Raw genomic sequence first — 19,200 nt, forward strand, 5'->3', positions numbered from 1 at the left:
GGTAGTGGTGCTCAGAGGGCCTGTTGCAGGCGGAACCGTTCCCCCAGGTAGACGGCGCGCGCCTTGGGGGAGGCGGCAATCTGGGCGGGGGTCCCCTCTTCGAGAATCTGCCCCTGTGCGATGATGTACGCACGGTCACAGATGCCGAGGGTGTCCTGGACGTTGTGGTCGGTGATGAGGACGCCGAGCCCGCGCTCGCGCAGGAGGAAGATCTGCCGCTGGAGGTCGCCCACTGCGATGGGGTCCACGCCGGCGAAGGGCTCGTCGAAGAGGATGAAGCGGGGCTGGGGGATGAGGCTGCGGGCAATCTCCGTGCGGCGGCTCTCGCCACCGGAGAGGTCCCCGGCGAACGACTCGCCCACGTGCGTGAGACCGAACTCCTCCAGGAGTGCGTCGGCGCGCTGCTCGCGGGCGCGCTTGTCCAGCCCCTTCTGCAGCTCCAGCACGGCGAGGAAGTTGTCGCGCACGGTGAGCTTGCGGAAGACGGAGGCTTCCTGGGGCAGGTAGCCCACGCCCCTGCGCGCGCGGCGGTGCATGGGCAGGTGGGTGAGGTCCTCATCGCCCACGCGCACCCGGCCGCCGTCCGGCGTCACCAGCCCCACCACCATGTTGAAGCTCGTCGTCTTGCCTGCGCCATTGGGGCCCAGCAGGCCCACCACCTCGCCGGGAGCGACGCTGAAGGACACGCCACCCACCACCTTGCGGCTGCGGTAGGACTTTTCCAGGCCTTCGGCGAAAAGCTTCGCGCTCACTTCGACGTCCCTTTCTGGGCGGGCGCGGGCTGCGCCGCCGGAGTCCCCGGAGTCACCGGAGCCTGGGTGGAACGGCCAGGAGTGCCCGTCCCCTTCCGGCGGGGCGTGGGCGTCTGCGAGGGCGGGGGCTCGAAGATGATGACGGCGTTCTCCACTTCGAGCCGCTCGCTACCCAGGGTGAGGCGAACCTTCGTCCCCCTCATGTACGTGGTCCCCTGGCGGGCCTCCGGGGAGCCAGTCACGACGAGCACGCCGCTGGACACGTCGTACTCGGCGCGCTCGCCTCGGGCCATGCGGTCGCCGTCCTCCGCCTGCACGCCGCCGGTACACACCACGCGCGTCACCACGCGGGGCTGGGTGTAGTAGGCAGTCATCCGGTCGCACCGCAGGTCCATCGTCCGGTGCTTCGCCTTCACGTTGCCCGTGAGCACGGCCTGCGTCTTCTCGCCGGTGATGAGGTCGGCGGAAATCTGCACCGGCTCCTTGATGTCCACCGGCGCCAGCGAGCTCGAAGGCCGCGCGGCCGCGGGCGGAGTCCCACCGTCGGCGGGAGCCGGGGCCGCTGCGGCGGGCGCGGGTTGGGCGACGAAGAAGGCCATCACGAGGAACTCAATCACTCTGCCGCTCCCAGCACGGTTTCCACCGAGCCTCCGAAGATGAACGTCTCCTCCCGGGTGGACAGCTCGAAGCGGTCCGCCCGGAGCCGGTAGTCAGGGCCCCTCACCTTCACACCCTCGTTGCCGCTCGCCTGCCCGGTGTTGGCGTCGTACGTCAACCGGGGCGTCTCGACCACCATGCCTTCCTCCGTGCGGATGACGACGCCGCCAGAGGCCACCAACTGCTTGGACGCGAGGTTGCCCTCCATATTCGGAGCGCTCACCTCCATGCCCCCCGAGGTGCCCGCCGGGCCCCTCACCGAGCCCTGTCCAGGAGGCACCTTCAGCGTGGCGTTGGTCCCCTGCACGTCGCCCCCGGCGCGCTGGTAGGTGAGGCGCTCGGCGGTGCCGGAGAGGGTGACCTGCTCGCCCTGGTAGGACCTCAGGCGCGCGCCATACAGCACCACTTGAGGTGGTGGCTCCTCCTGGGGGCCCTCGGCGCGGGGACGGGGCGAGCAGGCGGTGGCGAGCAGCAGGGCTGCGAAGCAGGCGGCGGTCAGTCGCGGCACGGGCCTCTCCTTATCACCGGGCCGCGGAGGGCGCCGCCTCGGGACGCGTCTTCCAGCGCTGGTGCATCCACACCCACTGCTCGGGCGTGCGGCGGATGGCGGCCTCGATTCGCGCGGACAGGGCCGTGGTGAGCTCCAGGGCCGCGGCCTCGCGGTCTCCTGTCTGGGGCACCGGCACCTCTTCCATGGACAGGTGGTACCCACCCTCCACGCGGTGGCAGAAGCCCGTCACCACGGCGGCGCCGGTGCGGATGGCCAGGTCCGCCGCGGCGCGGGGCGTGGCCGCCAGCTGTCCGAAGAAGGGCACGAAGAGCGACTGCACCCGCGTGTCCTGGTCGATGAGGATGCCGAGGATTTCGCCGCTGCGCAGCGCGCGCAGCATGGCCCGCGCGGCGCCCTCCTGGCCGCGCCAGATGCTCCGCACGCCGCCGCGCGCGCGGAAGCGGCCCACCATTTCCGTGAGGCGGGGGTCCGTCGTCTCCTTGGCGATGCTCTGGCTGGGGTAGCCCGCGCGCGCCACGCGGCGGGCGAGCAGCTCCCAGTTGCCCACGTGTCCGGAGACGAAGACGACGCCCTTTCCGCGCGCCAGGGCCGTCTCCAGCACGCGACGGTCCCCCTCCGGCCAGGCCACCAGGCGTTCCAGCCCCCGGTCCAGCGCGCCGGTGCAGGCCACCTCCAGCGCGGCGGCGCCCAGGTGGCGGAAGGCGGCGCGGGCCACGGCCTGCCGCTCCGCGTCGGACTTCTCGGGGAAGGCCACGGCCAGGGACTTCAGGGCCTTGCGTCGCTCGCCACCGGCCACGGTGTAGGCCATTGCCCCCAACCGCGCGCCCAGGGCCCGGGCGACACCCAGGGGCAGGGGTTGAAGGAGCAACAGCAGCCCGCGGATGAGCAGGTAGCGGAGGAAACGCTTGAGGCGCTTTGCTAAGGGAGGACGCTCCACGAGGCGTTCAATATCCCATGCGCGAATACAACTTCGACGGACTCGTCGGCCCCACCCACAATTATGGCGGCCTCTCGCCCGGCAACCTGGCGTCGCAGAGTCACGTCGGTGAGCCGAGCCACCCCCGGGAGGCGGCGCTCCAGGGGCTGGAGAAGATGCGCTTCGTGTCCGGCCTCGGCGTGGGGCAGGCGGTGCTGCCGCCCCAGCCGCGCCCGTCGCTGCGAGCCCTGAGGGCGCTGGGCTTCACCGGCTCGGACGAGGAAATCATCACCCGCGCCGCGCGCGAGGCGGAGCACCTGCTGCGGCTGACGTCCAGCGCCTCCGCCATGTGGACGGCCAACGCGGCCACGGTGGCGCCGAGCACGGACGCGGCGGATGGCCGGGTCCACCTGACGCCGGCCAACCTGTCGCAGATGTACCACCGCGCCATCGAAGCGGAGACGACGCACTCGGTGCTGGGCGCCATCTTCTCGAGCGAGCGGCACTTCACGGTGCACCCGCCGCTGCCGGGCAGCGGCCACTTCGCCGACGAGGGCGCGGCCAACCACACCCGGCTGGCCACCCCGGGGCACCCCGGCGTCCACCTGCTGGCCTGGGGCCGCAGCGCGTGGCAGGACGTGCAGGGCCCGAAGCGTTTCCCGGCGCGGCAGACGCTGGAGGCGAGCCAGGCGCTGGCACGGCTCCACAAGCTGGACCCGAAGCAGGTGCTCTTCCCGCAGCAGAACCCGGACGGCATCGACGCGGGTGCGTTCCACACGGACGTGCTGGCGGTGGGCAACGAGCGCTTCCTGATGCTGCATGAGCTGGCCTTCGTGGACCACCCGGGCCTGCTCCAGGTGCTGCGTGAGAAGCTGGGCCCGGACTTCCGCGCGGTGGTGGCCAGCAGCGCGGAGCTGCCTCCGAAGGACGCGGTGAAGTCCTACCCGTTCAACTCGCAGGTGCTGACGCTGCCGGATGGCACCATGGCGATTGTCGCGCCGATTGAGAGCCGGGAGACGCCCGCGGCGCGCCAGTTCCTGGAGCGCGTGGTGGCCGAGGACACCCCGGTAAAGGCGGTGCACTACCTGGACGTGCGCCAGTCGATGAACAACGGCGGCGGCCCGGCCTGCCTGCGCCAGCGGGTGTGGCTGACGGACGCGGAGCGCAAGGCGATTACCGCGGATGTCTTCTACACGCCGGCGCTGCATGACTCGCTGGCCGCCTGGGTGCGGCGCCACTACCGCGAGGTGCTGCGGCCCAAGGACTTGCAGGACCCGCAGCTGGTGCGCGAGACGATGAGCGCGCTGGACGAGCTGACGCGCCTGCTCAAGCTGGGCAACGTCTACGACTTCCAGCACTGAGTCGGGCGTCCATGCTCCCCTGCCCTACTGGCGGCCCGCCGGGCCGCCGCAGGGTCGGAGTGGCCACGAGGGAAGCAGTCGGCGTCCGCGCCCGATGGTCGGACACGGCCGGGGTCACCACCTTCTCTGACAAGGAGGTGACATTCCCAATGATTCCGGAATCCATTCAGCACTACCTCCGTCGAAACCGCGTGCGCTTCGAGCGCTACTGGCACCCCCACGCCGTGAGCGCCCAGGAGCTGGCGGAGGCGCTGCACGTCTCCGGCTGGCGCGTTGCCAAGTCCGTCATCGTCATGGCGGACCGGCAGCCCTGGATTGTCGTCGTGCCCGCGGCGGGCACGGTGGACCTGCACAAGGTCCGCGACATCATCGGTGCCCGCAACGTACGGTTGGCGACGGAGTCCGAGTTCTCCAGCTACTTCCCCGACTGCGAGGTGGGCGCGGAGCCCCCCTTCGGCGAGCTGTACAAGCTGCCCGTGGCCGTGGACGAGTCCCTCAGCCTGACGGAGCGCCTGCTCTTCCGGGCGGGCTCCCACGAAGAGGCCCTGGAGATGCGCTTCCAGGACTTCGCCACGTTGGAGTGGCCGCTGGTGGCCGCGTTCATCCAGGCGCCGCAGCGCCAGATGGTGAGCACACCCCAGCCCCAGCTGGAATCCCACGCGCCCGCCTGAGGCATCCCGGGCGGGCGGCTACCGCGTGTCCGACGCTTCACCCGCGCCGCCCGTATTGCCCAGCAGGTGCTCCAGTTCCTCGGCTCGAGGGTCTTTCGAGAGCTGCTCGCGGCGCGTGTCCACCCGCGCCCGCTCCGCGGACTCCAGCCGGGCCACCCAGGCCTCGGCGTCCTTGCGGGCGCTGGCGGGCAACAGGCGCATGCCCTCGTGCACCGAGCGCGCCGCCGCGTCATACCGCCGCAGGGCCTCCTGCGTGCGCGCCACCGCGAACCACGCATCCGGCCCGGGGGCCAGCCGTGCCGCCGTCTGCCGGCGCTCCACCGCGCTGGACAGCAGCCCCTCGCGCTCCAGGCACGCCGCCTCCAGTGACAGCAGCCGCGCCCGCTGCGCGTAGTCCGTGAGGAAGGGGGATACCGCTTGCAGCGTGTCCTTCGCTCGCCGCGTCAGCCCCGCGTCCAGCTGCCGCGCGGCCAGCGTGAAGGACAGCTCCACGTGGCCCGGGAAGCGCGCCAGCAGCCGCTCCAGCGTCTGGAGCGCCTCCTCACCCCGCCCCTGCGCCCGCAGCACCTCCGCGCGCAGCAGGTGCGTGTCCAGCGCGTCGGGCTCGCGGCGCTCCACCTCGGCGCAGGCCGCCTCGGCCACCGGCAGCTCGCCCTTTCGCAGCCGCAGCCGGGCCTCGCGCGCCCACAGGGTCGCCAGCCCCGCCCGGCCCTCGAAGTGCTCGCGCGCCCAGCCCGAGTAGGCCAGCGCCAGGTCCATCCGCCCCGGCATGCTGCCCAGCGCGTCCAGCAACCGCACCGCCACCTCGGGCGAGTCCGGCGTCAACGCGACCAAATCCTCCAGCGAGCGCGCCAGGCGCAGCGCCTCGCCCTGGAGCGCCCCCAGGTCCCCGGCCTCGTACGCCAGCCGGTACTCCAGGAAGCCCTGGGAGCCACGCCCCAGCGTCAGCAGCGCCCGCGCAGCCACCCGGTGCGACACCGCGTCCACGGGCGACAGGTAGAGCGCGCGGTTGACGAAGGCCAGGGACTGCTCCGCCCCCTCGCGCCCCCGCGCCGCGTACGCCGACGCCACCAGCCGATAGAGCAGGTAGTCCGACGGGTGCCTGTCGATGAGCGCCAGCCCGCGTGAGCGCACGTCGGCCTCGGGCGCTCGCGCGGTGACGAGCCCCGCCAGCTCCGCCTCCGCGTCCGACAGGTGGTGACGGCCGGGCACCAGCGCCACCAGCCCCAGCCCCGTCAGCGCCACGCCCGTGCCCAGCACCCAGGCGGAGGGCTTCAGGCCGCCCGGCTTCCCGGCCGCACGCTGGCGCGCGCGGGGACGTGCCACCGAGGCCAACACCACCAGCGCCGCCACCGCGCACGCGGGCAGCTCCAGGCTGAAGTCGAAGAGGTCATGCAGCGCCAGCGCCGCCACGCCCGCGAGCGACGCCAGCTCCAGCGCGTCCAGCCCCTCGCTGCGCAGCAGCCGCGTGAAGCCCCACACCGCCAGCGCCAGCAGCACGAGGCCCGGCACGCCCAGCTCCACCGCCCCTTGCAGCACCGCGTTCTCCGGGTGCGTGAGGGTGTTGGGGTTGGGCTCGGACTGGTAGCGCGGGAAGGCCGCCTCGAAGGCGCCACGTCCCATGCCCAGCACCGGGAAGGCCCGCGCGGCCTCCGCCATCATCGGCCACAGTGAGACCTTGGAGTGGCGCAACTCCTCCACGCTGTCCGCGCTGCGAGCCTCCACCCACAGCCGGTCCGCCGCCGCGTACGCGCCCACTCCCAGCACGGCCAGCAGCGCGACCAGCGCGGCGGCGCTCCGGGCCCAGACGGGCGGAGCGCGCCCCACCGCCTCGCGGCGACGGCGCAGCAGCAGCAACGCCAGCAGCGCCTGCCCGAAGACGAAGAAGGCGATGCCTCCGCGCGACAGCGACAGCACCACGCCCAGCCCCCCCGCTCCCGCCGCCAGCGCGTATGGCAGCGCACGCGAGCGGGGCCGCGTGGTGAGCGCCAGCCCCAGCGCCACCGTGGAGGACAGCCCGAGGAAACCCGCGAGGTGGTTGGGGTTGCCGAAGGGCGTCACCAGCGGGGGCCGCGCGTGGACCCATGACAGCAGGCCGAAGAGGGACTGCACGCCCAGCAGCGAGTGGCCCAGCCCCACCACCGCCAGCGCCGCGCCGGTGAAGGCCAGCACCGCCAGCAGCCGCTCCCGGCTGGGGCGCGCGCGGCACACCTGCACCGCCGCGAGGAAGGCCAGGAGGTACGCCACGTGCTTCGCCAGCTCACGCCAGGTGGCCGGCGGGTCCAGCGACACGGGCCGCGCGCCCTCCAGCCCCAGGGGCACCAGCGCGAACTCCCGCAGCGCCGCGGCCTCGGGGCTCAGCACGCCCAGCACGCCCGCCGGCAGCGGCATCAGTTGCAGCGCGCACAGCGCCGCGCCCGCCGCCAGGGGCACCGCCAGCAGTGGGAAGCGCAGGGACTGGCCCTGTCGTCTCGCACCTACCGCCGCCAGCACCGCCGCCGCGCCGGAGAGCGCCACCAGCGGCCAGAGCACCCAGCGCGCCGCGCCACCGAGGGCCACGGGGCCGAGCACGACGAGCGACGCCAGCGCCGCTTCGGCGAGCAGGGTGAATCGGGACGTGCCGCGGTGTGGGTAGGACATGCTCGGGGGCGGGGGGCGCTGGAGTATGTCACGGCCCGAAACGACCGCCCGCTTCCCGCCCCCACTCCCGGCCGCAAAGGGACCGGCCGTGCGTGGGGCGGCGCGTCAGAAGTGCAGGCCCACCAGGGGGAGCGTGGGATGGGGCCGCCACCGGCGCGCCTGCAGCGTGCTTCGCGCGTCGCGGCGGGTCTTCAAGTCGCGCAGGTCGTCCTCCAGGCGGATGCGCTCGCGGATGAGCTCCTCGCGGCGGGCGCGGTTCGCGCTGGACTCCCGCGAGCCGGTGACGAGGCCGCCGACGAGCAGCCCCACACCCACCGCGCCCGTCACCGACAGGCCCGTGCCGAGGCCCACCAGCGTGGACCTGTCATCACTGTCGTCCGCGTTCAGTCCGATGATGATGAGGGGGATACCAATCAGCAGCAGGGGCGACAGCACGTAGCCGAAGTACGCCATCACCAGCGAGCCGATGGGGAAGTTCACGTCGATGGAGCGAATCTCGCTCTGGAGCAGCCCCACCTGGCTTGTCAGGTCCTGGATGCGCGCTTCCAGCTCCGGGTCCATCTGCGGCGCGGCGGGAGGCTCGGACGGAGGCGCGGGCGGCGCGGCCTCCGACGGCGCGTCCGGCGGGGCCTGGGCCACCAGCAGGCGCGCGGACAGGTAGCGCCCGGACAAGAGGGCCTCGGCGGCCCGCGGGGACGGGGACGGGGAAGCAGGCGCGGCGGTCAGCAGGACGGCGGCGACGAGCGACAGCATGGGCGGGTCCTCCCGGGAGTGGGGCAGGCGGGCGACCCTAGCATCCACCCCGGTACGACTGGCATCGCGGACGGCTTGCATCCAGGGGTCCTTCTGGCATCTTCGCCGCACCCATGCGCCGCCTCCTCATCACCGCCGCCCTCCTGTGCTCCACCCTGTCCGGCCTCGCCGGCTGCAAGGGCGCCTGCCGCGAGCTGTCCGAGAAGCTCTGCGACTGCTCCACCAACTCCGTGGAGAAGGAGCTGTGCCTCCAGCGCGCCGCCCAGGAAGAGAGCCGCGTGGAGCCCACCGAGGAGGACGAGGCCGTCTGCGAGCAGCTCGTCGAGAGCTGCAACTGCCGCGAGGTGGAGACCGAGGCCGGCAAGCGCGCCTGCGGCCTGTCACGCTGAAGCCCCGCCCCGGGACTCAGGCCCCGGGCACCACCGGCCGCGCGGGGATGCTGGACTCCTCGTCCACCCACGGCTGTAGCGCCTTGCGCACCCTCGAGCGGAAGGGCGTCTCCACGTAGCGGTGCACCCCCACCGACGCCAGCACGCCCACGACCAGCACGAAGGCTAGCAACGTCACGGGCGAGTACACGTCCAGCGACGGCGGAAGCACCCTGGCCAGCGCGTGCGCCAGCCCCGACGCTGGGAACTGGAGGAGATAGAGCGCGTAGCTGGCCCCGCCCAGGTGCACCAGCAGCGGGCGCGACAGCAGCCAGCCCAGCGGGCCGCCCCCACGCGCCAGCCCGTACACCAGCAGCCCCGACGCGGGCGCCAGCAGCGCGTTGTGCATCAGCGGAAACGGAATCCGCGGGCCCGCCGCGCCCGCCGCCACCAGCAGCGCCGCGCCCACCGCCGCCAGCACCGCGCCGCTGCCCTGCTTCGCCCCGCCCGAGGCGCGCTCGCGCACGAAGCACCAGCCGAGCAGCACGCCGAAGACGAACTCGGGCAGGCGCAGCAGCGGGTTGAACTTGATGACCGTCAGCCACGTCGTCCAGGTGCCCGCATCCGTCGGAGCCGTCCCCTCCGGCTGCAGCCCCAGGTACAGCAGCGGCGGCACCAGCCCGAGCACCCACGCCGCGCCCAGCGCCACCGGCAGCAGCGAGGGACGCAGGCGCGGCAGCACGCGCGCCAGCCCGGGGAACAGCGCGTAGAAGACGGCCTCCACCGCCACGGACCAGCCGGGCGGGTTCCAGTAGAGCGCCAGCAGGGGAATCCACGCCTGCACCAGCGCCAGCGTGCCCAGGCCGCCGACCACCAGCTTCGCGACGGCCACCAACCACCCGTTGTCGGACACGGACGCGGCGATGGTGAAGGGCGCCGCGAGGAGGAACGTCAGGAGGTAGACGGGGTAGACGCGGGCCACGCGTGCGGCCAGGAAGGCGCGCGGCCCCGTCTCCATCCGACCGTCCCGGTCCAGGTAGTTCCAGGCGAGGACGAAGCCCGACAGGACGAAGAAGACACCCACGGCGGAGTAGCCCGCCCCCACCCAGTTGCGCAACCCCTCGGGGGCCGTGTCCATGCACGGCTTGCCGAAGTGGAACAGCACCACGTGGAGGGCCGCGAAGAAGCGCAGCCCCGTGAGCCCGTCGAGCGCCCCGCCCTGCTTCATCGACGGCCGATGCCGTAGTACGTGAAGCCCTGCTCGCGCATGCGCACCGGGTCGTACACGTTGCGACCGTCGAACACGACGGGCGACTTCATCAGGCCCTTCATCCGCTCGAAGTCCGGGTGGCGGAACTCGTTCCACTCCGTCACGACGAACAGGCCGTCCACGCCCTCCAGCGCCTCGTAGGGCACCGAGGCATAGCGGATGCGGTCACCGAAGACGCGCTTCGCGGAGTGCGCGGACACGGGGTCGTGCGCCACCACCTGCGCGCCCTTGCCGATGAGGCCCTCGATGACCTCGATGGCCGGCGCCTCGCGCATGTCGTCCGTCTTCGGCTTGAAGGCCAGGCCCCACACGCCGAACTTCTTGCCCTCGAGCGAGCCGTAGTGCTTCACGGCCTTGTTCACCAGCAGCTTCTTCTGGCGCTCGTTGGTGCGCTCCACGGCGCGCAGCAGGTCCAGCTCCAGGCCGTAGTCGCGCGCGGTGGCCACCAGCGCCTTCACGTCCTTGGGGAAGCAGGAGCCGCCGTAGCCCACGCCCGGGAAGAGGAACGGGTAGCCGATGCGCTTGTCCGAGCCCAGGCCCTTGCGCACGAAGTCCACGTCCGCGCCGACCTTCTCGCAGAGCGCGGAGATGTCGTTCATGAAGGAGATGCGCGTGGCCAGCATCGCGTTGGCGGCGTACTTCGTCAGCTCCGCCGAGCGCGTGTCCATGTAGATGACCGGGTTCTCGGTGCGCACGAAGGGCGCGTACAGCTCGCCCATGATTTTGCGGCCGCGCTCGGAGTCCACGCCGATGACGACGCGGTCCGGCTTGAGGAAGTCGTCCAGCGCGGCGCCTTCCTTGAGGAACTCGGGGTTGGAGACGACGTCGAACTCGATGCTCGTCACCTTGCTGATGGCGGCGCGGACCTTGTCCGCGGTGCCCACCGGCACGGTGCTCTTGTCGACGACGACGGTGTACTGCTTCATCGCCTTGCCAATCTGCTCGGCGGCGGCCAGCACGTACTGGAGGTCGGCGTCACCGCTCTCGCCTTCGGGCGTGCCCACGGCGATGAAGACCACCTGCGCGGTGGCCACGGCCTCCGGGAGGTCCCGGGTGAAGAAGAGGCGCTTCTCGCGCACGTTCTTCTTGATGAGCTCCTCGAGGCCCGGCTCGTAGATGGGCACTTCGCCCGCCTGGAGCATGCGGATCTTCCGCTCGTCGATGTCCACGCACGTGACGTCGTTACCCGAGTCCGCGAAGCAGGTGCCCGCGACGAGGCCGACGTAGCCCGTTCCGATGATGGCAATACGCATTGAAAGAGTCCCAGTTGGGATGTGTCTAGCGGACGACTCATACGCCGGGAGGCGCACCGAAAGGAAGCCCGTCCCCGGGGGCTGGAGGGCAGGCGGGCGGCCTTACTGGCCTGTGAGAAGCCGGCGCACCCGCTCCAGCCCCTTGAGGGCCGAAGTGCGCCCCGGGGTGCTCACCGCACCCACCACCGTCCGGTCCAGCAATTCGCGCGTAGCCCGACGCAGCGGGGGGAAGGCGGCGGTGGCGTCCGGGGCGGCCTCGGGGAAGAGGCGCGCGACGATGGCCAGGGACGTGTAGAGGGCGCGCTCCAGGCGCCACTCGGCGGCCCGGGCCAGCAGCGCGGGCACGTCCACCGGGCGCGAGTACGGGCCGCCCATGGCCTTGGCGCCGGTGATGAGCTCGCGCAGGTCCAGGAAGGACAGCCAGGGCACTTCGTACCCGTGGCGCGCGTGCTCCAGGGCCACCAGCAGCACCGCGTCCTCCAGGCTCGCGCGGAAGACGGAGGGGCCGTACATCTTCATCGGCATCGCCCGCTCGATAATGCCCGCGGCCTGCTCCCGGCGCTGGGGGCCCAGCACGTCCGAGTAGAGGAAGATGAGGGTGCGCCCGTCGGACACCGCCTTCGTGGCGCCGGTGCCCTCGGCGTCCTCCGGCTTGAAGTCGTGGTTGGCGAGGAAGCCGGCGAAGCCGTCCACGTCCAGCCGGCGCATCATCAACTGGAGCTCCGTGACGGGGCGGAAGGCGACGTGCGGGTAGAGGGAGTCGGCGAAGGCCGCCGCGCCGAACAGCACCAGCCTGCGGCCCTGAAGGTCGTCCACCATCTGCTTGAAGTTGACGAGCTTCATCACGTTGTCGTTGGCCGAGCCCTGGTAGATGGCCAGGAGCCTGTCGCGGACCCACTCCGGTACGTTGGCGCCGCCGAGCCGATACTGGAGGTTGTAGGCCGCCAGGGGCGCCAGGCCCTGGGAGATGGCCCAGTCCACGTACTCCTCCCACGGCGCGCCCCGCAGCGAGCCTCGCGGTGGGTCGAAGGAGGCAAGGACGCGGAAGGTGTCGAGGAGGCTCGGCGGCATGGGGGCCCCTTTAACGGGCCGGACGCCGGGCCTGCAACGCCCGCCTTCGTACCCCTGCTGTGTGCGCGGCCGGACACAACCGGGTAGGAATGGTGCCCAGGCGACACGCGCCAGCCCTTCGGGGTGGGTCCGGAAGGCCGGGTGGATGAATACCTCGGGGCTCGGTTCGTCTGCGGCCGGGCAGGCATCCGTGGGAGGTCTCTTCATGGGGCAGCAGGGCTGGACGGACAGACGGGCGGGCTCGTGGTGTGTGCTGGGAGCGCTCGGGCTGGTGGCGTGCAGCGGCAGCGCCCCACAGGAGCCGGCCGCCCAGGGGACGACGGCGGTGGTGGAGGCCGAAGCCCGCTGTGAGGTGCGGCCCCCCTTCGAGCCCCACTTCGAGCCCGAAGTGGAGTGGGCGTGGACGGACAGCCCGCTGATGCCCACGCACACCAACGTGGAGATGACGCCGGTGGTGGTGGACGTCAGCGGCGACGGCGTGCCGGACGTGGTGTTCAACAGCTTCGAGGGCTGGAACTTCAAGACGAACGGGGTACTGCGAGCCATCAGTGGAACCGATGGCTCGGACCTGTGGGCGGTGACGGACCCGGCCCTGCGGACGCGGGGCGCGGCGAGCGTCGCGGCGGGGGACATCGACGGCGACGGGCGGGTGGAGCTGTGCACCGTGCCGGAGAGCGCGCTGGGCCTCATCTGCTTCGAGCACACCGGCGCCTTCAAGTTCCGCGCGGATGGGCCCCGGCTGGACTGGGGCGGCGTGTCGCTGGCGGACCTGGAGGGCGATGGGTCGGTGGAAATCATCGCCGGCAACCACGTCTATGACAGCACCGGCGAGTTGAAGTGGGTGGGCAGCGACGGGGTGGGCGGCCCGCCGAACGACACCGGCCCGCTGGCGTTCGCCGTGGACCTGGACGGGGACGGGAAGCAGGAGGTGGTGAACGGCCGCTCCATCTACGGGCATGACGGCACGCTGAGGTGCACGGCCGAGGCCCTGGGCCACGGCCTGTCCGGCGTGGGCAACTTCGACGCGGACCCCGCGGGCGAGGTGGTGGTGGTGTGGGACGGCCACGTGTCGCTGATGGAGGCCGACTGCACGGTGCGCTGGACGGTGGAGCACCTGGGCGGTGGCGTGGGCGGGCCGCCGAACATCGCGGACTTCGACGCGGACGGGCAGGCGGAAATCGGTGTGGCCGGCGCGGCCTGGTACTCCGTCTTCGAGGCGGACGGGACGGTGAAGTGGCTGAGACCGACGCAGGACCACAGCTCCAACCGCACGGGCTCGTCCACCTTCGACTTCGAGGGCGATGGCCGCGCGGAGGTCGTCTACGCGGACGAGACGGCCCTGCGCATCCATGACGGCGCCACCGGCGAGGTGCGCTTCGAGACGCCGCACAGCTCGTGCACCGCGTATGAGAATCCGGTGGTGGTGGACGTGGACGGTGACGGCAACGCCGAAATCGTGGTGGCGCAGAACACCGCGTGCGACTTCGGCCCGTTCCACGGCATCCGCGTGTTCAGGGACAGCAAGGACGGCTGGGTGAACACACGGCGCATCTGGAACCAGCATGCGTACTCCGTCACCAACGTGGAGGAGGACGGCTCCATCCCCGCCCGCCCCGCCACCAACTGGCTCACGCCGGGGCTCAACACCTTCCGCACCAACAGCCAGGGCACGGGCACCGTGAAGCCCTTCGCCGCGCCGGACCTGGTGGTGGACGCGGTGTCCGCCACGTGTGACAGCGCGGGCGGCGTGACGCTGGGGGCGCGGGTGCGGAACGACGGAGATGCGGCGGCCTCGGCGGGCGTGCGGGTGGCCTTCTACCGGGGGGCCGCTGCTGACGGCACGCTGCTGGGCGTGGCCACGGTGGAGGACAAGGTGGATGCGGGGGCCGAGGTGTTCGTGGAGCTGGAGTTCGACGCGGCGCCCGGGGGCCGGGGCGAGGTGTTCGCGGTGGTGGATGACGACGGCACCGGCTCCGGGCGGGAGCTGGAGTGCCGCGAGGACAACAACACCGGCTCGGCGCTGGTGGGGCTGGAGTGCTCGGTGAACGAGCCGCCCGTGGCGGTGTGTCGGGACGTCACGGTGAGCGCGGATGCGATGTGCCGGGCCTCGGCCGGCGTGGATGACGGGAGCCATGACCCGGATGGGCAGCCGGGCCCCTTCACGGTGACGCAGGCGGCACCGGGGCCGTTTGGACTGGGGAGCCATGCGGTGACGCTGACGGCCTCGGACGGTGAGGCCAGCGCGGTGTGCACGGGCACGGTGACGGTGGTGGACACGACGCTGCCGCACATCGTCTGCCCGGCGCCTCAAGTCCTGGAGTGCACCGCGGGCGGGGCGAAGGCGTCCTACGTGGCGCGCGCGGAGGACAACTGCGGCCCGGTGACGGTGACGTGTACGCCGCCCACGGGGGCTTCCTTCCCGCTGGGACGGACGGTGGTGGACTGCAACGCGACGGACGGCTCGGGCAATGCGTGCGGGTGCGGCTTCTCGGTGACGGTGCGCGACACGCGGCCTCCTCAGCCGGGAAGCTCGGTGGGGGCGCGGCTGTGGCCGGTGGACCACCAGTACCGCACGGTGACGCTGGCCGAGTGCGCGGGCGTCGCGAAGGACGCGTGCGCGGGCGACCTTCCGCTGGAGCGCTACGGCCGGATTGTCCGCGTCACGTCGGACGAGTCCGAGGACGTGGGCGGCACCTGTGACGGCGCCACGTGCGACGACATGGACGTGCGGGTGAACGCGACGTCGGTGCAGCTCCGCGCCGAGCGCGACGACACGGGCGACGGACGTGTGTACACGGTGCACTACGTGGTGGAGGACCCGTCCGGCAACTCGGCGGCGGGGAGCTGCACCGTGGACGTGCCGCGCGAGTCGTATGGACAGCTGGTGGCGCGGGACAGCGGGCCGAAGTACTGCGTGGGCCAGGCGTGCCCGTCGGGCATGGGTGGCAGTCCGCTGTGCCCGTGAGGCCGTGAAGGCGACTGACTTCTCCGGGGCGCACCTCCATGCAGCCCTGGAGGTGAAGCCCCGGCCGCACAGCGCGCGTCAGCTCCGAGTCCGCGTCCGCACCGCGTTCCCCACCCGCCGCAGCGCATAGCGGGCCATGGCTCCAGGCCGGGGAGCCAGCAGCAGCTTCGCCGCCACCCAGGCCGGCTTGCTGCGCGCCAGCTCCGCGCCCAACAGCCGCTCGTCCGAGAAGAACCGCCCCGCCAGCACGCGCTGCCACCGGGGCGGCGCCAGCGCCGACAGCACCTCCTCGGGCACCGGCGCATCCAGCAGCCTCCGCGCCGCCTCCCAGCCATACCAGGCCAGATGCGGGAAGGCCGTCCCTCGCGCGCCCTCCACCACGCCCCGCCAGTCCAGCCCCGCCAGCGCCAGCAACTTCAAGTCGAAGACCCACGCCAGCCGCTGCAACAGGTGGTTGCTCGCGTGCAGCGACAGGTACACCGCCTCGTCCTCCGGCCGCAGCCACCGCACGCGCCGGCCCTCCACCTGCCCCTCCACCGCTCGCGCCATCAGCGCATCACCCTCCAGCGCCTGCCCCCAGCCCGCCAGCGCGCGGAAGTGCAGCTCCACCAGTCCCGCCGGCCCCACCAGCTCCAGGTGGTGCGAGTCCTCCTCGCCATGCCGCGCGCCGTCCCCCGCCCGCACCGCCAGCCCCAGCCCGGTCAGCGCCCGCACCGCCGCGTCCACGTCTCCCCGCGCCACCAGCAGGTCCACGTCCGTGGTGGCCCGCTGCAGCGGGTCCGGGTACAGCCGCTGCGCCAGCCCGTATCCCTTGAGCAGCACCGGCACCTGGCCCACCGCCGCCAGCGCGTCCAGGCTCCGCGTGAGCAGCGCCTTCACCCGCATCACCCGCGCCGCGCCCAGCAGGGACTCGCGGCGCAGCAGCGCGCTCGACTCAGGAGGCAGCACCCACCCGGCCCGCGCCACCGCGTGCTCCGCGAAACCCGCCAGCCCATGGTGCACGGCCGCGCGCACCAGCCCGTCGGCCTCCGCGTCCACCGGGGCCGCGCGCGCGGGTGCCTGGGGCCAGGACCGCAGCAACGCCCCGAGGGCGCGCGCGTCCACCGCCGTCACCGCCGCAGCGCGATGACGCGCCCGGGCTCCGGCACTTCCGGCAGCGCCTGGAGCCGCACGGCACGCTCGGCCACCGCGTCCGCCACCACCTCCAGCGCCAGCTCCTCGTCGCGGTTGATGGCCGACCGCCCGTCGCGCCACACCAGCAGCAGCGACCCGAGCACCTCCTCTTCGTCCTTCACGTCGATGCTCACCTCGAGCGGCACTCCCGCTCCCGCGGGACGCTGCGTCTCGAAGACGATGCCCTCCGTCTGCCCGTCCGACACGCGCTGGAAGCGCAGCTCCTGCCGGGACAAGTCCAGCGCCTCCGCCAGCGGCCGCACCGCATTCCACACGTCCTGCAGCGACGGAGCCAGGCGCACCGAGCGGGTGACGTCCTTCACCAGCGAGCGCAGCCGGATGTTGCGCTGCCGCACCTGCTGCACGTCGGACGCGCGCCGCAGGTCCAGGTAGCCCAGCTTGCGCATCAGCACCGCGATGACCACGCCCATGCCACACAGCAGCATGGCGCTCTGCGCGCTGTTGGCGAAGTTCAGCCCCAGCGCCGTCAGCGCGAAGAGGCCGCACAGCCCGTACAGCACCAGCACCGTCGAGCGATGGCTCAGCACCATGCGGCTCATCACCCGGTGGTGGATGTGCTCCCTGTCCGCGCTGAACATCGGCCGGCCCAGCATCGAGCGCCGCACCATGGCCAGCAGCGTGTCCATGATGGGCAGCCCCAGCGCCATCACCGGCACCAGCATGGCCACCGTCGTCCCGCTCTTCGTGCTCGTCTTGATGGCCACCGCCGCCAGCACGAAGCCCAGGAACATGCTCCCCGTGTCCCCCATGAAGATGGAGGCCGGGTTGAAGTTGAACACCAGGAACCCGAGGATGGCGCCCGCCAGCGCCGCCATCAGCAGGCACAGCAGGATGTCCCCCCGCGACAGCGCGAGGATGAAGTTGGTGCCCACGCCGAAGAAGGCCACCCCGCCCGCCAGCCCGTCCAGGCCGTCGATGAGGTTGAGCGCGTTGACGACGCCCACCACCCACAGCACCGTGAAGGGCAGGCTCAGCGCGCCCAGCGTCAGCTCCGGACCGAAGGGATTGGCGATGACCTCGATGCGGAAGCCCAGCGCGTAGAGCCCCAGCGCCACCGAGAGCTGCACGGCGAACTTCAGCCGCGCGCCCGAGCCCCTCAGGTCGTCATACAGCCCCAGCGCCGCGATGACCGCGCCGCCGATGAACAGGCCCGCCACCAGCTCCCGGTGCGAGCGGAAGTTGTGCCCCACCCCCGAGTCCACCAGGAACAGCGCGCACAGCGGCGCGAAGAAGCCTCCGACGATGCCAATCCCTCCCAGCCGCGGGATGGGGCGCACGTGCACCTTGCGACTGGAGTTGGCCTGGTCCAGCCACCCCCACGCCACGGCCCGGTTGCGCACGAGCAGCGTGAGCACCAGGGCCACCATGAGGGAGACGAGGAACGCGACGAAGAAGGTGATCATTCGAGTGTGCTGCCCGACATCGTGACGGCCCCTGGCTCGGCGCGTCAATGCGCGGCACGGTGTGATAACAACCAGACCCTACGCTTGCTTACCCAGCCACCAACCCTGCGAAATTCGAGGCTTTCAGTGCTGGCGGAGAAGTGCCTCGTAGAGAGACAGCGTGCGGGCGGCGATGCCCCGCCAGGTCATGCTCCGCACCTCGGCCTGGGCGGCCGTGCGCAGCGCCAGCAGTCGCTCACGGTCCTCCGCCAATGAGCGCAGCGCACCCACCAGCGCCGACACGTCGCCAATGGGGATGAGCCGCCCTGTCACTCCCTCGCGCACCACCTGGAGCGCCACACCCACAGGAGATGACACCGGCGCGAGCCCACAGGCCATGGCCTCCACCAGCGCCATGCCGAAGCCCTCCGCGTGGCTGGGGAAGAGCAGCACCTCCTCGTCCGCCAGGTGTCGGGGGAGCTCGGCGTGGACGTACCGCGGCACCACGCGGAGCCGCTCGCGCACGGCGGAGGGGAAGCTCGCCAGCACCTCGTCCTCTCCCAGCCCCGTGCCGTACAGCGACAGGCGGAAGGGAACGCCGCGCGCGGAGAGCCCGGTGGCGACTGCAACCACGTCGTCACGTCCCTTGCGCTGAATCCAGCTCCCCACGAAGGCCACCCGCAGGGGCGCGCTGTCGCTGACGGCGTCGCGGGTGCCGCTCGGCGGTGGCAGTCCGAGGAAGGCTTCGTCCAGGCCATGCGGGATGACGCTCAGCCGGTCCGCGGGGAGGCCCAGCCGCTCGCGTGAGAAGGCGGCGTCCTCCTCGTTGAGGAGCACGGTGTGGTCCGACAGCAACAGCGACTGGCGCACCTCCCAGAGGCGGAGGCCGCCATGGTACAGCGGGTACTTCCAGCTCAGCCGGGCGCGCCCCTCGCGAGCGTCGGCACGGAGGTGCTCGGACACCACGTGCTCCAGCCCGTGGCTGCGCGTCACCAGCGCATGGCGGGCGCGCGCACCGGGACGGCCCATGCGCGCCCAGGGCCACGCGTCTCCGGTGGTGATGTCCAGCACGTCGAAGCGGGCGGCCTCGCGCGCCAGCCACCGCGCAAGGCTCCAGGGGAAGCGCACGCCATGCCAGACGGTGTACCAGTCCCGGGTGGGGAAGGCCTCGTGGTAGCTGTAGTAGTCCACCTCGCAGCCCAGCGCGGACAGCGCCTGGCCCAGCGCGAGCGTCACGCCCGGGGCGCCCAGGTCCGGGTCCAGCGGATGGTGGATGCCGAGGAGGACTCGCATGAGCGGGGTGCCTTCTAGGCCATCGCGCCGCGCCCTGGCGACTTCTTGTTCCCTCCTTTCCTCCGGACGGCCGCCCCCCTGGTTGCTATTGACGCGCGAGCGCCCCGGAAGACAATGGCCGGCCCGCTGCCGTGGGCCGCGCC

General features: G+C 72.2%; 16 protein-coding genes. 4 read left to right on the plus strand and 12 right to left on the minus strand.

Going from position 1 to position 19,200, the window contains the following annotated elements; translation table 11 throughout:
• Nucleotides 1-11: 11 nt before the first annotated feature.
• Genes lptB through G4D85_RS04195 form a run of 4 tightly spaced genes read right to left on the minus strand, consistent with a single transcriptional unit; the run spans nucleotide 12 to nucleotide 2,857 of the window.
• Nucleotides 12-752: an LPS export ABC transporter ATP-binding protein gene (gene lptB, locus G4D85_RS04180; RefSeq protein WP_164008070.1), complete on the minus strand. Its 741-nt coding sequence runs from the start codon at nucleotides 750-752 to the stop codon at nucleotides 12-14.
• On the minus strand, nucleotides 749-1,369 hold the full coding sequence (locus G4D85_RS04185) for an LptA/OstA family protein (RefSeq protein WP_164008072.1): 621 nt from the start codon (nucleotides 1,367-1,369) through the stop codon (nucleotides 749-751). Before G4D85_RS04185 ends, lptB begins: the two co-directional genes overlap by 4 nt.
• Entirely contained in the window at nucleotides 1,366-1,917 is a 552-nt protein-coding gene (lptC, locus tag G4D85_RS04190) for an LPS export ABC transporter periplasmic protein LptC (protein ID WP_164008074.1), read from the minus strand. Before lptC ends, G4D85_RS04185 begins: the two co-directional genes overlap by 4 nt.
• A 13-nt stretch (nucleotides 1,918-1,930) precedes the next feature.
• Nucleotides 1,931-2,857, minus strand: coding sequence for a lysophospholipid acyltransferase family protein (locus G4D85_RS04195; protein ID WP_164008076.1), 927 nt, complete (start codon nucleotides 2,855-2,857; stop codon nucleotides 1,931-1,933).
• A gap of 17 nt (nucleotides 2,858-2,874) precedes the next feature.
• Here G4D85_RS04195 and astB point away from each other — a divergent pair, with 17 nt between their 5' ends.
• The gene (gene astB, locus G4D85_RS04200; protein ID WP_164008078.1) at nucleotides 2,875-4,197 is read left to right on the plus strand and encodes an N-succinylarginine dihydrolase; all 1,323 of its coding nucleotides are present in this window, start codon (nucleotides 2,875-2,877) and stop codon (nucleotides 4,195-4,197) included.
• A gap of 149 nt (nucleotides 4,198-4,346) precedes the next feature.
• Nucleotides 4,347-4,868: an aminoacyl-tRNA deacylase gene (locus G4D85_RS04205; protein ID WP_205525411.1), complete on the plus strand. Its 522-nt coding sequence runs from the start codon at nucleotides 4,347-4,349 to the stop codon at nucleotides 4,866-4,868.
• A gap of 18 nt (nucleotides 4,869-4,886) precedes the next feature.
• Here G4D85_RS04205 and G4D85_RS04210 read toward each other — a convergent pair whose 3' ends face one another.
• Nucleotides 4,887-7,508: an O-antigen ligase family protein gene (locus G4D85_RS04210; RefSeq protein WP_164008082.1), complete on the minus strand. Its 2,622-nt coding sequence runs from the start codon at nucleotides 7,506-7,508 to the stop codon at nucleotides 4,887-4,889.
• A gap of 105 nt (nucleotides 7,509-7,613) precedes the next feature.
• Nucleotides 7,614-8,261: a hypothetical protein gene (locus G4D85_RS04215; RefSeq protein WP_164008085.1), complete on the minus strand. Its 648-nt coding sequence runs from the start codon at nucleotides 8,259-8,261 to the stop codon at nucleotides 7,614-7,616.
• Nucleotides 8,262-8,359: 98 nt separating this feature from the next.
• Here G4D85_RS04215 and G4D85_RS04220 point away from each other — a divergent pair, with 98 nt between their 5' ends.
• Nucleotides 8,360-8,650, plus strand: a complete 291-nt coding sequence (locus G4D85_RS04220; protein WP_164009112.1) for a hypothetical protein — start codon at nucleotides 8,360-8,362, stop codon at nucleotides 8,648-8,650.
• A gap of 16 nt (nucleotides 8,651-8,666) precedes the next feature.
• Here the strand turns inward: G4D85_RS04220 and G4D85_RS04225 are convergent, their stop codons facing one another.
• The 3 genes from G4D85_RS04225 to G4D85_RS04235 all read right to left on the minus strand — a co-directional run bounded on the left by G4D85_RS04225 (nucleotide 8,667) and on the right by G4D85_RS04235 (nucleotide 12,223).
• On the minus strand, nucleotides 8,667-9,857 hold the full coding sequence (locus tag G4D85_RS04225; protein WP_164008087.1) for an acyltransferase family protein: 1,191 nt from the start codon (nucleotides 9,855-9,857) through the stop codon (nucleotides 8,667-8,669).
• The gene (locus tag G4D85_RS04230) at nucleotides 9,854-11,152 is read right to left on the minus strand and encodes a UDP-glucose dehydrogenase family protein (RefSeq protein ID WP_164008089.1); all 1,299 of its coding nucleotides are present in this window, start codon (nucleotides 11,150-11,152) and stop codon (nucleotides 9,854-9,856) included. Before G4D85_RS04230 ends, G4D85_RS04225 begins: the two co-directional genes overlap by 4 nt.
• 102 nt (nucleotides 11,153-11,254) lie before the next feature.
• Nucleotides 11,255-12,223: a nucleotidyltransferase domain-containing protein gene (locus G4D85_RS04235; protein ID WP_164008091.1), complete on the minus strand. Its 969-nt coding sequence runs from the start codon at nucleotides 12,221-12,223 to the stop codon at nucleotides 11,255-11,257.
• 205 nt (nucleotides 12,224-12,428) lie between these two features.
• Here G4D85_RS04235 and G4D85_RS04240 point away from each other — a divergent pair, with 205 nt between their 5' ends.
• Nucleotides 12,429-15,188 carry an FG-GAP-like repeat-containing protein gene (locus G4D85_RS04240; protein WP_164008093.1) on the plus strand — a complete coding sequence of 920 codons (2,760 nt, stop codon included), beginning with the start codon at nucleotides 12,429-12,431 and terminating at the stop codon, nucleotides 15,186-15,188.
• A 78-nt stretch (nucleotides 15,189-15,266) separates the two neighbouring features.
• Here G4D85_RS04240 and G4D85_RS04245 read toward each other — a convergent pair whose 3' ends face one another.
• The 3 genes from G4D85_RS04245 to G4D85_RS04255 form a co-directional block, all read right to left on the minus strand.
• Nucleotides 15,267-16,292, minus strand: coding sequence for a nucleotidyltransferase family protein (locus G4D85_RS04245; RefSeq protein ID WP_164008095.1), 1,026 nt, complete (start codon nucleotides 16,290-16,292; stop codon nucleotides 15,267-15,269).
• A 5-nt stretch (nucleotides 16,293-16,297) separates the two neighbouring features.
• Nucleotides 16,298-17,785: an MraY family glycosyltransferase gene (locus G4D85_RS04250; protein WP_164008097.1), complete on the minus strand. Its 1,488-nt coding sequence runs from the start codon at nucleotides 17,783-17,785 to the stop codon at nucleotides 16,298-16,300.
• Nucleotides 17,786-17,908: 123 nt separating this feature from the next.
• The gene (locus tag G4D85_RS04255; RefSeq protein WP_164008099.1) at nucleotides 17,909-19,057 is read right to left on the minus strand and encodes a glycosyltransferase family 4 protein; all 1,149 of its coding nucleotides are present in this window, start codon (nucleotides 19,055-19,057) and stop codon (nucleotides 17,909-17,911) included.
• Nucleotides 19,058-19,200: the final 143 nt, after the last annotated feature.

Source organism: Pyxidicoccus trucidator (genome assembly GCF_010894435.1).
Taxonomy (GTDB): domain Bacteria; phylum Myxococcota; class Myxococcia; order Myxococcales; family Myxococcaceae; genus Myxococcus; species Myxococcus trucidator.